The sequence below is a fragment of the Arthrobacter citreus genome (assembly GCF_038405225.1).
In the GTDB taxonomy this organism is placed as follows: domain Bacteria; phylum Actinomycetota; class Actinomycetes; order Actinomycetales; family Micrococcaceae; genus Arthrobacter_B; species Arthrobacter_B citreus_A.
In genome coordinates this window covers 1729142-1742371 of record NZ_CP151657.1, presented here as the reverse complement: position 1 = coordinate 1742371, position 13230 = coordinate 1729142, and the positions used below count along the sequence as shown (strand labels likewise).

The following is a 13230-nucleotide window of genomic DNA, read 5'->3' as shown; positions in this document are numbered from 1 at the left end:
GCTAGTCCTTCCTTTCCCGCAGCATGCGGATGTAGGCAATGGAGAACACTGCTCCGATGAACAGCATGACGACGGCGATGGCGGTGCCGTAGCCGATGTCTCCGTATTGGAAGGCCTGCTCGTAGGCCATGATGGGCAGCGTGGTGCTGGCATTCAGCGGTCCGCCGCGGGTCACCACGTAAATGAGCGTGAAGGTGCCCAGGGTCAGGAGCGTGATCAGCATCAGGTTGGTGGCGATGCTGCGCTTGATCATGGGCAGTGTGATGAACCGCAGCCGCTTCATGCCGCCGGCACCGTCGATGGTGGCGGATTCGGTGATCTCCGGCGGGACATCGTTCAAGGCTGCCTGGTAGTTCATCATCGAGAAGGCGGTGCCCCGCCAGATGTTGGCCAGGACCAGGGCCACCATTGGGTATTCGTAGAGCCAGTCCACAGCGGGCAGCCCGGCCAGGCCGGTGAGCTGGTTGAGCATCCCGTCCCGGAAGAAGAAGGCGTAGACGATGAACGCCGCCACGATCTCCGGCAGCACCCAGGCGGCCACCACGCAGCTGCCGACGATGCCGGCGACAACGCGGTTGGCGCGCTGCATGATCAGGGCCAGCGCCAGGCCCAGGCAGTTCTGTCCGATCACGGCGGATCCGAGGACAAACAGGAAGGTCAGCCACAGGGAGCGTGGAAACAACGGGTCCGTGAACAGGGAGCGGTAGTTTTCCAGCCCGATCCATTCCGGGTTCTTGGCACTGGCGCCCGTGAGGCCGGCGTCGGTGAAGGAACCATAGAGGGCCCACACGATCGGCCCGCCGAGAAACAGCAGCAGCAGCGCCACGGCCGGCAGCAGTGGCAGCAGGCGGGCGTTGCGCCGCACCGACGTCGTCGGCGTCCGTTTCCGGGGCGGCTGCGCCTGCGGTTCCCGGGCCGCCGTTGTGCCGGCGGCCCGGGCAGGAGAGATATTCGACACTGCCGGGCTACTTCTCGGTGACGTTGTCTTCGCCGACGATCCGCTTCAGGGCCTCGTCGTAGGCGGCTGCGGCTTCCTCCGGGCTCTTGCCGCCAGCGACCACTTCCTGTGTGGCGGTCAGCACCGCGGTGTCGATTTCCGCGAATTCCGCCGTGGCCGGGCGGTAGTTGCTCACGTCGAGAACCTCGGTCACCTCGGAGGCGAAGGGGTTCATCTCCTGATACTCGTTTGCCTCGGCCACGTCGGTGCGGACGGCGATCTTCGAGGCACCCACCGTGTAGGTCAGCGAGTTGTCGAAGTTCATGGCCGTCTTGAGGAATTCCACCGCCAGATTGGGATTTTCGCTGCCGGCACCCACGGCGAGGGTCCAGCCGCCGGACATGCTCACCGCTCCGGGCTCCTGACCGTCCTGGGTGGGGAACGGTGCGGTGGCCATGACTTCGCCGTATTCCGGCCATTCATAGTCCGCACCCTCCTGCCAGAACTGCGGGGCATACGAGCCTTCGACGGTGGCGCCCATGCGGTCCTGCGGAAGCATCTCGCCGACAATCTGCTGCCAGACGTTCGGATCGAGTGCTTCGGCGGGGGTCACGGCCAGGCCCTCGTCATAGATGGTCTTCAGGAAGGCCAGCGAATCGACGAATCCTTCCGAACCGGTCACCCACTTCTGTTCATCCTCGTCGTACAGTCCGCCGCTTTCGGTGCCGTACAGCAGCTCATAGAAGCTCTGCATGGTGCCGGCGTACATGCTGAACGGAACCACCTCAGGGTCGGAGGCTTTGACCGTGCGTGCCATCTCCAGCAGGTCGTCCCAGGTTTCGGGCTGCCAGGGCAGATCGATGCCGGCCGCGCCCAGGACATTTTGGTTGTACCAGATGACCCGGGTGTCGGTCTCGAGCGGGACGGCGTAGGTGCTGCCGTCGTCGCCCAGGCCGGCCTGCTTGGCCGTTTCGTTGAAGGTGTCCCAGTCATCCCAATCCGTGAGGTACTCATCCAAGGCAAGGACGTAGCCGGCGTCGACGTCGGCGCGCAGCTTGAAGGAATCCTCGACGAAGACGTCCGGGGCGGTGTCGGGGGATCGCTGGGAGAGAGCGAGCTTGGTGGCGTAATCGTCGTCGTTGCCCTCAATCGGGCTCAGCTCGACGGTGACGCCCTCATTTGCTGCCTCGAACTGCTCCTTGGTGTCCTGTATCAATGCTTCCAGGACGGGATCTGCCTTTTTGTACGCGATGCGTAGTGTCTGGGAGTCCTCCCCGCCGGAATCGCCGCCGGAGCAGCCCGTGAGTGCCAGGCCCACGGCCGCCACTGCCATCAACGTCTTCTGTATGCCGCGCATGGTTCTCCTTTGATCCACGACTTTTCCCGGTCAGGCGCCAGCGGCCCTCTTGGTGCCCTGAGGCTAGTACATCGAATGGACTTATTCAACGGTTTTGGTCCACCCTCACGCAGCAGCCCGGGAGCCGCCGCAAAACAGCTTAGGCAGCAACCCCGAGGTCGCAGCCCGGCAAACCCCTCCAGGGGCTACCCCTCCAGGAGGAGCCGTTCCCGGCGAGGTCCCAGGTTTCGGTCCATGACCAGGCAGGCTGCTCCGACGGCCGTCACATCCTCACCCAGTGTGGTCGCGCTGACTTCAGGCGGCCGCCTTCCCGGCACGGGACGGGCGGCCAACGCAGCGGGGACAGCCGCCAGGTACCGGGCCGATAAGGGGGACCAGAAGGGGCCGCCGAAGATGACACGGTCGACGTCGAAGACGGCGGTAAGCGCTGCCACCGCACGTGCGGTCCGGGCAGCGGTCATGTCGACCAGGCGCCCCGCCGCTTCGTTGCCGTCCAATGCAGACCTGCACACCGCCAGGAACGATGCAGTAATTTCTGAGTCGGCGGCATTGGGAGGCAGCTCGTCTATCAGGCCAAGTCCGGCTGCTTCCCTGACCAGGCTCCGCGGCGTGCACGTTACGGCTACACACCCGCGCTGGCCGCAGGAACAGGGCGGGCCGGTGACATCAGTGATGAGATGTCCGATTTCGCCTGCGTTTCCAGAGACGCCGTGCAGGACTTCGCCGTCGAGTGCCACGGCGCATCCGATGCCGGTCCCGATGTAGACGAACAGGAAACTCGGCGTACTCCGGCGGCCGCTGACCCAGACTTCAGCGGCCGCAGCGGCGCTGACGTCCTTTTCGATCAGAACGGGAAGCCCGGTGGATGAAGCCAGGGCGCTTCGGAGGGGAACCTTATGCCAGCCAAGGAGGTTTGGCGGGTTGAGTACGGTCCCGGAGGCCTCATCGATCGGGCCGGGAGTGGCTACTCCCAAGCCGGTGACCCGGTCCCGATCGACGCCGCTGCCTGTGAGCAGGGATGCCACCTGCTCTGTGATGGCCGTCAGGACCTCCGTGGGATCGTTGCCGCGGGGAGTTTCCACCTGCCGTCGGGACACGACGTTTCCCATGAGGTCGAGCAGGACGGAGGTGGTGACGGCCGGATCCAGCTGGACTCCGACGGCGTAGCTTCCCGCTGCGTGTACCCGCAGAGTGGTTCTGGGTTTCCCCGCTCCGCCGCTGATCTTGCCGGCCTCAGTCACCATGCCTGAGTCCAGCAGGCGGCGAACGATGTTGGAGACCGTCTGTGGGGCAAGTCCGACGGCGCCTACCAGCTCAACCCGGCTGAGGCCTCGATCAGAACGACGGATGGCGTCCAGGATGACTGTTTGGTTGAAGTCTCCCATCTTCGGGAGATTGGTTCCGCGTCGCATGTATCAGCTTCCCTTAGGGCGAATCTGCAGCAGTTCCGTTGTAGCCAGCGATCCTTTTCCGCATCTTCATCGAAGATAGCGGATTGCGCTGCTATTCCCATCACACCCCGGGCTCCGGAGCGATCAGCATTGGTTGGCCGTCATCTGGGTTCCTCCGCTTGTGGATGCCGCAGCAGCCGGTCTGCCAGACCCGCCGCTGCGGCACCTGCGGCGTAGGCGGGAAAGTCCCAGGGATTGAACGTTGTTCCGAAGACCAGCCGCACCGGAGGCCACTGCGCAGCCCACTGCGCCGGCCAGGGGGTGAGCTGAAAGAGCTCGATTCCTCCACAGAGTACGACGGCGGCTATGGCCAGGGCGGCACATCCTGCCCGCGGCAGCGCGAAAGCGAGCAGCACGTACAGCAGGGCCGCATACAGGATTCCACCCGCCGCGTCTCCGGTTATGCCCGCCAAACCGGTCCTCGAAGCCAGTCCTGCAGCCACTATGGCTGCTGCTGCGGCGGCAAGGGCTGCGCGGCGCTTGCTCTTGGACATCTGGGACGGCGGCATGCTCGCAGGCTATCCCACCGGCAACTTTGCGGGCGCCCGCCGCGTCGGGACCTGTAGGGTGTCCCGTTGAAGGCAGAGACCTTACGGGCAGTGACATCACGGCAATGCCCTTGAAGGCAATGACGATTCAAGCAACGACTAGCAGCGCAGCCGGCCTGTACCGGCAGCGGGAAGGCAGACATCATGGCCACCTGGCTCATCACCGGATGCTCGACAGGACTTGGACGCGCTATGGCTGAAGCCGTCCTTCGGCAGGGCGGCAATGTGGTGGTGACCGCCCGGAATCCCGCCACGGTCGACGACATCGCTGCTCAGTACCCGGAGACGGCACTGGCCCTTGCCCTTGATGTCACCGATCAGGCTCAGATCCAGTCCGCTGTGGACAAGGGAACCGAAAGGTTCGGCGGGATCGATGTGGTGGTGAATAACGCCGGCTATGGATACCGGGCCGCTGTTGAGGAAGGACCCGACGCAGATATCCGGGCCCTGTTTGATACCCACTTCTTTGGCACCGTGGACATGATCAAAGCTGTCCTTCCGCAAATGAGGGCACGCCGGTCCGGCACGATCGTGAACCTGTCCTCCATCGGAGCAACCATGACCCCGGCCGGCTCCGGATACTACGCTGCGGTGAAGTCGGCGGTCGAAGGACTCACCGGATCGCTGCGGAAGGAACTGGAGCCGCTCGGTATCAAAGCGATGGTGGTCGAGCCCGGCGGTTTCAGGACGGATTTCTCGGGGCGTTCCCTGCAGCAGTCCGCCACGGCGATCCCCGACTACGCCGAGACCGCAGGGAAACGCCGCAAGGAAAACGACACCACCCACGGCACCCAGCCCGGAGACCCGGCAAAAGCCGCGGCGGCCATCATCACGGCGGTGGAGTCAGCCGACATCCCGGAGCTGCTTGTTCTCGGTGCCGACGCGACCGGCACCTATGCCGAGGTCCTGCAGTCCCGGCTCGCCTCGTTGGAGAGCTGGCGTGCCGTGAGCGAGGACACCGCGGTTGAGGGATAACGTCACCGCGGTTTAGATCAGCCCCGCGGACCAGCGCAGGCGCAGGCTCTCCTCGAGTTCCTGCTCGGCGACTTTGCGCTTGATTTCGTCCAGCTGCTCCTGCAGCAGGGGGATCCACCGGTTCTCCACTGCCCGCTGCCGGGTGCGGGTGGTTTCCAGTTCTTCGGACACCAACAAGAGTGCCCGTGCCGCACTCGCCGCAGCTATGGCTGCGTCGAGCGCTGTCCGGTGGGCGGCTGCCGTGAAGGCAAGAGCGGAGCTTCCTCCGGTAGGAGAAGCTGCAGGGAGCACGCAGCGTGCTCCCTCGGGGTAGGAGATGCCCATTGCTCCGCCCCACTGCACCTCGGCGACGGCGGTGTCAGCCGGGACGGAGGCATTGATGCGGTCCTCCCCGTCCAAGCCGGCACTGCGCTGCAGCCACAGTGCAGCGGCCGCGGCTTGCTCGGTCCAGGCTTTCCGGGTGGAGTCGGCCTTCTCCTGCAGCCCTTCAATGGCGCGCTGCAGGATGCGCTGCTTACGGTCCAACAGTTCGGCTCCGCGGGTGGCGGTTGCCAGCCGGCGCTCCACGTCGGCCCTGTCCGCGCGGCTGCCGCTGCCCCTGAATCCGCTCACAGCCGTGCCCCTCCGAGGGGGCCGGGCAGGTACCTGTCCAGGAATTCGCCGGACAGCATGGTCAGTTCCCGCCGCGGCAGCAGCGACAGGGCTTGCCAGGCGATCTCCATGGTCTGGTCAAAGGTGCGCAGCTCATCGCGGCCCTGGTTCAGCAGGTTTCGCTCCACCACGGACCGGAATTCAATGTAGGCGTTGTCTGTTTCGCTCAGTGCCGCGGTTCCCACAAGTTCGGCCAGTTCCGCGGCGGAGCGTGCCCGCGCCATCGCCGAGAGGATCTGCGCCGCCACATCCAGATGGTCTTCCCGGGTGCGCCCCTTTCCGGCGCCGCTGCGCATCAGGCGGGACAGCGAGGCCAGCACGTCCACGGGCGGATAGATGCCGCGCGCGTCGACGTCGGGGTCCAACACCACCTGGCCCTCGGTGATGTAGCCGGTGAGGTCCGGAACCGGATGGGTGATGTCCCCGGCCGGCATGGTCAGCACGGGAACGATGGTCACGGAACCCTCCCGGTCCCTAACCCGTCCGCACCGCTCATAGAGGCCGGCCAAATCACTGTAGAGATAGCCGGGGTAGCCGCGCCGGGCCGGAATTTCCCGCCGGGCCGCTGAAACTTCCCGCACCGCCTCGGCATAGCTGGTCATATCCGACATCACCACCAGGACGTCGGAGCCCTCGTCATAGGCCAGGGACTCGGCGATGGTGAGCGCAATCCGCGGAGTCAGGATGCGTTCAATCACCGGATCATCGGCGGCGTTGAGCAGCAGCACCAGTTCCCCTGCCGCGGAGCGCTCCTCCAACCGGTCCCGGATATAGGCGATGTCGGCGTGCGTCATGCCCATGGCGGCAAACACCACCCGGAATGCCCGGCCCGAGGACGTGGTGGCCTGGGCAGCGATCTGCGTGGCCAGGGTCAGGTGCGGCAGGCCGGGAACGGAGAAGATGGGCAGTTTCTGTCCCCGGACCAAAGTGGTCAGGGCGTCGACGGCGGAGATGCCGGTAATGACCGGATCCTGCGGCGGTTCGCGGTACACCGGGTTCAAGGGCCAGCCGCCCACCGGCGCCGTGCGTCCTGCTGTGACGGGAGGGCCGCCGTCGAGCGGTTCACCGCGCCCGTTGCAGACCCGTCCAAGCCAGCCCAGGCCGGTGGGCACTGCCAGCGGGCGGCCCTGGAATCGAACCTCGATGCCGCCCAGCGACATTCCTCCGGTGCCTTCAAGGATCTGCAGGGTGACTTCGTCCCCGTCCACCTCCAGCACCAGACCGTGCCGGTCCCGCTGTCCGGCGACGCCAACGGTGGCGAATTCGTCCCAGCCCACGCCCTCCGCGTCGCCGAGGACGAGCAGCGGACCCCGCAATTCGCGCACGCCGCTGTATCCCACGCGCGGCGCTGAGGCGGCTGTGGACCCAGTGCCGGTTGTGGACTGCGCGGCGGAGGTGGTGCCCTCGTCAGTGCTCATGCAGGCCTTCTTTCGGTTGCGTCGCCCGCCCCGTACCCGGTTCCGCCGCCGTCCAACTGCCGCAGCCGGTCCAGGAATTCGTGTCCTCGGGACAGCACGCCCGCTGCGTCAGTGGGGCCGGTGTCTTCACGCAGCCGCAGCACCGGGGTGAAATCGAAACGCTCAATGTCCTCCGGCGGCACCCCGTGATCCACCAGTGACTGGCACACATCCACCACGTCCAGGACCGTTTGCAGCAGCGCGGAGCCCTTTTCCCCGGAGCTGTAGCCGTCATTGGGGCTGAGCGCGTTCTGCAGCAGGACGCCGTCGCGCACCAGGCGCCCTCCCAGGAGCACCATCCGCTCGTGCCCCGGGAGGGAGGCGGTGCCGATGATCTCCGCCAGGGCGGTGAGCCGGTCGGCTTCGGACAGCAGCAGGGACGCCGAGGCCCGGCGCTGCGCCCAGAGTGGATTTCCGTGGGCGGAATGCCACCGGCCCAGCGCCTCGGCGTCGCGGGAGAAGGATCCCCGCCAGCTGACCGCTGGGTAATGCCGGGAGTACGCCAGATCCCGGTCCAGGGTCCAGAGCGAACGCACGAAGCGCTGGGTGTCAGTGGTTACCGGTTCGCTCATGTCTCCGCCGGGAGGGGATACCGCACCAATGACGGTGACCGACGCCGTCGCCCCGCCCAGGGTGCGGACGCGCGCCGCACGCTCGTAGAAGGCCGCAAGTTCACTGGCCAGGGAGGCCGGGTAGCCTTCCTCAGCCGGGAGGTCTCCGTTGCGGTTGGCGAACTCGCGCAGGGCTTCGGCCCACCGGGAGGTCGAGTCCGCGATGACGACGGCGTCGTACCCCATGTCGCGGAAGAACTCCGCCACGGTGACGCCAGTGGCAATGGACGCCTCCCTCGCCATCATGGGCATGTTGGAGGTGTTGGCAATGATCACGGTCCGGTCAATCAGCTTGCCGCCGGTGCGGGGATCATCCAGCCCGGAGAGACCGTCCAGCACATCGGCCATCTCGTTGCCGCGTTCGCCGCAGCCCACGTAGACAATGACGTCGGCGTCCGACCACTTGGCTATCTGCTGGAGCGTGAGGGTCTTGCCGGTGCCGAATCCGCCCGGGACGGCCGCTGCGGAACCGCGGGGAAGAGGAAAGAGCAGGTCCAGGACCCGTTGTCCGGTGTTCAGCGGCACGGTGTCGGTCAGGCGCTCGCCGAAGGGACGGGGCCGGTGCACGGGCCACTGCTGGGCCAGGGGAACGTCGGCTCCGCCCACCCGAGCCACCGGATCCAGGGGGTGCACGGGTCCGTTGGCCAGCCACTGGACCTCGCCGGCAACGTGGGGCGGCACCATCACGCGGAACTCCACCGTCCCTGCTTCCGGCACGGTGCCCAGGACCTGGCCTGGCCGCACCGTGTCGCCCACCGACACCGACGGCGTGAATCCCCAGGCCGTGTTCAGGACAGCCGGGTCCTCGGTGGAGGACATCCGGTCCTGGGCCAGCCACAGGGGAGCGGAGGACAGGGGACGGAGCAGTCCGTCGAACACCGTGCCCAGCAGCCCCGGCCCCAATAGCCCCGACAGCTGGTGTCCGGTACGTTCCACGGCGTCGCCGACCTTCAGCCCGCCGGTGTACTCGTAGGCCTGCAGGGTGGCATCCTCACCGTTGACGGCCACCGCCTGCGCCGAGATCCGGTCCGGACCCACCGCCACGACTTCCAGCATGGAAAGACCGGACAGTCCAGTGATTTCAACCAGCGGACCACTGACCCGGGTGATGGTGCCTGCCGCTGTGGCGGCTGCCCCTTCTGCGGTTACGCGGGGTCCCATAAGCGGTGCACCTCCCCGGCATGGCTTTCCAGCGCCTGCTCAGCCAGTGCAGGGAGGGACAGGTCCAGGTGCCGGGATCCGGCAGTGGCGGTCACGCCGCCCTTATAGCTTTCCGTGACCGAGGCCATCGGCCCCAGAAGGGCGTCCGCGCGCTCAGTGAGTCGCCGCAGCATCTGTGGATAGCGGGCATCGCTGCGCAGGTCCCGGGCCTGATCCAGAACCTGCCGGAAGAGTTCGGAGCGCAGGGTCTCCTGCTGCGCCAGCACAGTGCGCCGTGCTTCCCGGCGGACGCGCGCCGACCGCCCGGCAGCCTCCGTGCGTGCCGCCTCGGCTCCCTGCCGGGCTGCCGCCGCCCGGATGTCCGAGGCTTCTTTCCGGGCAGCGGACAGCAGTGCTTCAGCCTGCCGGCGGGCGTCGGCAGCCAGACGGCCTGCCTCGGACTCGGCCTGCCGGCGCAGCGCATAGCGGACGGATTCAAGGGCGGCATCGGATCCGGCGGGCAGCCTGGTCATCAGGGCAGCACCACTGTCAGCGGTGATGCCGGGTCCGTCAGCTCCGTTGTGAGAACGGCCGCGGCGGCGGGAGTCAGAAGAACCGCCGCTACGGCCTCCGGCAGCTGCGTCCACGCCGTCCGCACCTCTGCCGGACCCGTGGCCGGGTACAGGACGGCACCGGCGAGCCGGAAGCCGGCCAGCAGGGCCGGTTCGCCCAGTGCGGCAATGGTTCCGGTACGCAGGTCCGCCCGCCGGACGCCGGTGGCGGCCGGCACCGCCTCCGGGCTGGTCATGCCTGCCCGATGAGGATGATCGAGATGATGAGCCCGTAAATGGCGATGCCTTCGGCCAGCCCCACCACCACCATGGCGCGGCCGAAAATCTCGGGCCGTTCGCTCATCGCGGCCAGTGCCGCTGATCCGGTGTAGGCGACGGCAATGGCGGCGCCAATGGAGGAACCGGCAACGGCGATGGCGGCGCCAATCAGGGCTGCACCGCTGCTGTCACCACCTTCTGTTGCCGCAGCAACGGCGGTGGCCGCCGCTCCGCCGTCGCCCGCTCCTGCATTTGCCGGTGCGGCGTTCAAAGCCGCGGCGAAGAGGGCCAGCGCTCCGGCCATGAGGACGGCGTTCAGCCCCAGCAGCGCCTTGATGCCGGTGCGCCGGTTGCGCCGCAGCAGCATGAAGGCGCCGAGTGCCAGCAGGACGGCGAGGAGGAGGACCAGCGGAAGGCCGGCGAGCCAGGGATTCATGGGAGGTGCCTCTCAGCTGGGGCGGCGGGGGAGAGTTCTGCGCCGCCGGTGGTCTGCGCGGTGTCCTGATCCGTGTCGGGATCAGGATTCCAGGGCCGGAACCTTCTGCCTTCTTCTTGGAAAACGCGGGAAAACAGCTCGTAGTACTCCAGCCGCAGAGCCTGGATTCCAGCGACCAGGCTCTCCAGGGCAAAGGTCAGCGCATTGCCGATGATGAAGACGACGACGGCGGCCACCGCCCGCCAGTCCGGTGCCCACAGCGCCGTGGTGGCCTGCCAGACGACCATCATCAGCGCGGCGTGGGTGAGGCCGAAGGCGGCGAGCCGGGTAAAGGACACCAGGTTGGAGCCCAGCTGCACCACGCTGTCCACCAGCTCAACACTTGCCTGCAGCCCGCCCGTGGCGCCGCCGCCGGACTCGGCAAACAGGCCGATGAACATCAGCACCAGCGCCAGCAGAGCTGCCACTCCGGCAATCACCAGAATCACGGGCTGTGCCGCCAGCAGGCCCCAGGCCAGCAGGCCGACCGCCGTGAACAGCAGGGCCCCGGCCAGTCCGGATCTGGCGTACAGGGCGTATGCCCAGCCGCCCTCGCGGACCCGGTTGATGGTGCCCAATACGTAGGATCCGGCCAGCAGGACAGCGCCCAGCACCAGTGCGGCAACCAGAAGCGGAATTGGTTCCTCCAGCGGTTCGAGCCACAGCACCGGCAGCACTCCGGTGGGACCGAAAAACTCTCCGTACAGAACACCGAAGAACACTGCGGCCAGTCCTGCTCCGGTGATGAACAGCCAGGTTCGGCGGAACCGCTGCAGCCGCGGCAGGAAACGCAGCAGCAGGCCGGCAATCACCAGCAGGGCGCCCTGTCCGGCGTCGCCAAACATCATGCCGAACATCACCACGTACGCCACGCCCGCAATCCGGGCGGGGTCCAGATCCGCGTACGGAACCGTGGTGTAGGTGTCCACGAGCAGCCGGGACAGCACCGGAACCTGCTTCCGGCGCGGTTCGTCTCCGGTCAGCAGCGTGGGCGGCTGCACTCCGCGCGGACGCCGGAGAGCGACGGCGGAGGCACCGTGCGGTTCCAGCGCTGCCTGCAGGCCGGGCAGCTGCTGCGACGGCGACCAGCCCACCAGGCCCGCCACCGGACCGTGAACGACGGCGGCATCGGCCGCCCGGTCGATTTCCTCCAGACCGGTTCCCGGCTCGTAGGGCAGATCGAGTTCGACGGCGGAACTCCGTGCCACCTCGCTGAGCATCTCGTGCCGGGCGGCCAGCGGTGCAACCAGGGCAATCCGCTCCATCCGCACCGGGCTCAGGGCTTCACGCCACGGCATCGAGCACCTCGCTGGTTCCGGCATACAGTGCGGCGGACGCCAGTGCGGCGCGGACCCGCCACGCATCGGCAGCCAGCACCGCCATGGCACCCAGGACCACGTCAGGGCCGGGGAGCCCGGCCCGGAGCAGGCTGAACCCGTCGCTTTCGATGCGTACCGCCAGTGCTGCTTCGGCCCGCCACAGGTCGGCGGGGCGGTCCACCCCATCCAGCGCCCGTGCAGCCGCCGGAGGGAGGGCATTCCGCAGGGATTCGGGGTTGGATTTGGGGCCGGACGGGAGACCGGAGGTGGACTTGGGGTTGGACGGGAGTCCGGGGTTGGATTTGGGGTTGGACGGGAATCCGGGGCTGGACAACTCCGTGGTCCCGGTTGCGGCGGTCCAACCGGTGCCGAGCAGGGGACGCAGCAGAGCGACCAGCCGCGGTGCCGGCGCAGTTCCCTCCACCAGCACCAGCCGGGCGGCAATCAGTGCCGCAGCTGCTGCTGCCCAGGGACGCACCGCTGCGGCCTCCGCGGCAAGGCGGCGTACCCACACGAGCGTGAGGATGTCCGCGAGTGCGGTCTCGGGTCCCGGATCGCCCCACGGCGACGAGGCGAGTGCAGCCCGCAGCTCTTCATCAGTTGCTGCCGTGGAAAGGCGTGGCCAGGCCGTGGCCAAGCCGCCAAGGTCAAAGGCGGGGGAGACGCCGGTCTCCTGCCGCCGCAGATGAAGATCCAGGGCGAGGATGTTGTCGGCCTCGAAGGCGGCCGCGGCGGCCCGGATGAGGCGGGTTCCTCCGGCGGGAATCCAGCCGGCGAGCACCCGCAGCTGCCATAGGACGGTTCTGCGGGTTGCCCGGTGTGTCTGGGACAGCGTCTGCGCGGATTTCAGTTCCCTGCCGTACACCGTGTCAGCGAGCTGGCTGGTGGCCGCCGGAAGTCCGGGGGCAGCAGCAATTGTGCGGCAGGTCCCGGCGCCAACCCGGCGCTGGGCCATGGAACGGGCCCGCACCGATGCCGCTACCCAATCCGACCTCATGGGTTCGTGTTTCCGAGCAGGTCCTGCACCAGATCCGCCACGATGGCTGCTGCCAATTCCGGCACGCGGGATTCGCCCCGTCTTTTCAGCTCCGCAGCCTCATCCTCTGCGGTGCGAAGCATCTGGGCGTCGGTGGTTTCGACCTCACTGGATACCTCAGCCGCCGCCCGGGCACGAACCGCACCGCTGTCCAGGCGTGCCTGCTCAACCTCGGCTGCCGCCCGTTCGCGTGCCTGCCGGACTGTCTCGTCTGCCCGCAGTTTTGCGTCCTCGATGAGTTCCTGCGCCTGGGTGATGGTTGGATCCAGGGAATCGAAAACCGGAACGAGTTCGGCTTCGGGGCCCTGGCTGTCGCCTGCCGGAACACCGGCAGGGCCGGCTGGACCGGGGGCTCCCACGGGCCGGAATCTGTCGAGCAAACTGTTGCGTGCCATCGAAGCACCTCCTGATCAAGCAGTAATGCCGGGTGCTGGAATCCGGCG

At 67.4% G+C, this 13230-nt stretch carries 14 protein-coding genes; 1 reads left to right on the top strand and 13 read right to left on the bottom strand.

All coding sequences use genetic code 11. The annotated features are described in order from the left end of the window. Position 1: 1 nt before the first annotated feature. From AAE021_RS08125 to AAE021_RS08110, 4 genes are all read right to left on the bottom strand, one after another. Positions 2-865, bottom strand: coding sequence for a sugar ABC transporter permease (locus AAE021_RS08125; protein ID WP_342025347.1), 864 nt, complete (start codon positions 863-865; stop codon positions 2-4). Between the two features lie 100 nt (positions 866-965). Continuing rightward, positions 966-2294 carry an extracellular solute-binding protein gene (locus tag AAE021_RS08120; protein ID WP_342025103.1) on the bottom strand — a complete coding sequence of 443 codons (1329 nt, stop codon included), beginning with the start codon at positions 2292-2294 and terminating at the stop codon, positions 966-968. A 185-nt stretch (positions 2295-2479) separates the two neighbouring features. Then, entirely contained in the window at positions 2480-3706 is a 1227-nt protein-coding gene (locus AAE021_RS08115) for an ROK family transcriptional regulator (RefSeq protein ID WP_342025102.1), read from the bottom strand. Between the two features lie 140 nt (positions 3707-3846). Further along, the gene (locus AAE021_RS08110) at positions 3847-4254 is read right to left on the bottom strand and encodes a DUF2809 domain-containing protein (protein ID WP_342025101.1); all 408 of its coding nucleotides are present in this window, start codon (positions 4252-4254) and stop codon (positions 3847-3849) included. Between the two features lie 183 nt (positions 4255-4437). Here AAE021_RS08110 and AAE021_RS08105 point away from each other — a divergent pair, with 183 nt between their 5' ends. Next, on the top strand, positions 4438-5268 hold the full coding sequence (locus tag AAE021_RS08105) for an oxidoreductase (RefSeq protein WP_342025100.1): 831 nt from the start codon (positions 4438-4440) through the stop codon (positions 5266-5268). 12 nt (positions 5269-5280) lie between these two features. On the opposite strand, the gene AAE021_RS08100 is transcribed toward AAE021_RS08105, so the two are convergent. From AAE021_RS08100 to AAE021_RS08060, 9 genes are read right to left on the bottom strand one after another with little or no spacing between them, the layout of a single operon-like run. Then, positions 5281-5880, bottom strand: coding sequence for a V-type ATP synthase subunit D (locus tag AAE021_RS08100; protein WP_342025099.1), 600 nt, complete (start codon positions 5878-5880; stop codon positions 5281-5283). Then, entirely contained in the window at positions 5877-7337 is a 1461-nt protein-coding gene (locus AAE021_RS08095) for a V-type ATP synthase subunit B (RefSeq protein ID WP_342025098.1), read from the bottom strand. Before AAE021_RS08095 ends, AAE021_RS08100 begins: the two co-directional genes overlap by 4 nt. Next, positions 7334-9148: a V-type ATP synthase subunit A gene (locus AAE021_RS08090; RefSeq protein WP_342025097.1), complete on the bottom strand. Its 1815-nt coding sequence runs from the start codon at positions 9146-9148 to the stop codon at positions 7334-7336. The genes AAE021_RS08095 and AAE021_RS08090 overlap by 4 nt, the downstream gene beginning before the upstream one ends. Then, the gene (locus AAE021_RS08085) at positions 9133-9660 is read right to left on the bottom strand and encodes a hypothetical protein (RefSeq protein WP_342025096.1); all 528 of its coding nucleotides are present in this window, start codon (positions 9658-9660) and stop codon (positions 9133-9135) included. The genes AAE021_RS08090 and AAE021_RS08085 overlap by 16 nt, the downstream gene beginning before the upstream one ends. Further along, on the bottom strand, positions 9660-9935 hold the full coding sequence (locus AAE021_RS08080) for a hypothetical protein (RefSeq protein ID WP_342025095.1): 276 nt from the start codon (positions 9933-9935) through the stop codon (positions 9660-9662). Before AAE021_RS08080 ends, AAE021_RS08085 begins: the two co-directional genes overlap by 1 nt. Further along, positions 9932-10393, bottom strand: a complete 462-nt coding sequence (locus AAE021_RS08075) for an ATP synthase subunit C (protein WP_342025094.1) — start codon at positions 10391-10393, stop codon at positions 9932-9934. Before AAE021_RS08075 ends, AAE021_RS08080 begins: the two co-directional genes overlap by 4 nt. Beyond that, complete coding sequence (locus tag AAE021_RS08070) at positions 10390-11730, bottom strand: V-type ATPase 116kDa subunit family protein (protein WP_342025093.1); 1341 nt, start codon at positions 11728-11730, stop codon at positions 10390-10392. Before AAE021_RS08070 ends, AAE021_RS08075 begins: the two co-directional genes overlap by 4 nt. Continuing rightward, on the bottom strand, positions 11717-12748 hold the full coding sequence (locus AAE021_RS08065; RefSeq protein WP_342025092.1) for a hypothetical protein: 1032 nt from the start codon (positions 12746-12748) through the stop codon (positions 11717-11719). Before AAE021_RS08065 ends, AAE021_RS08070 begins: the two co-directional genes overlap by 14 nt. After that, positions 12745-13182, bottom strand: coding sequence for a hypothetical protein (locus tag AAE021_RS08060; RefSeq protein WP_342025091.1), 438 nt, complete (start codon positions 13180-13182; stop codon positions 12745-12747). The genes AAE021_RS08065 and AAE021_RS08060 overlap by 4 nt, the downstream gene beginning before the upstream one ends. Positions 13183-13230: the final 48 nt, after the last annotated feature.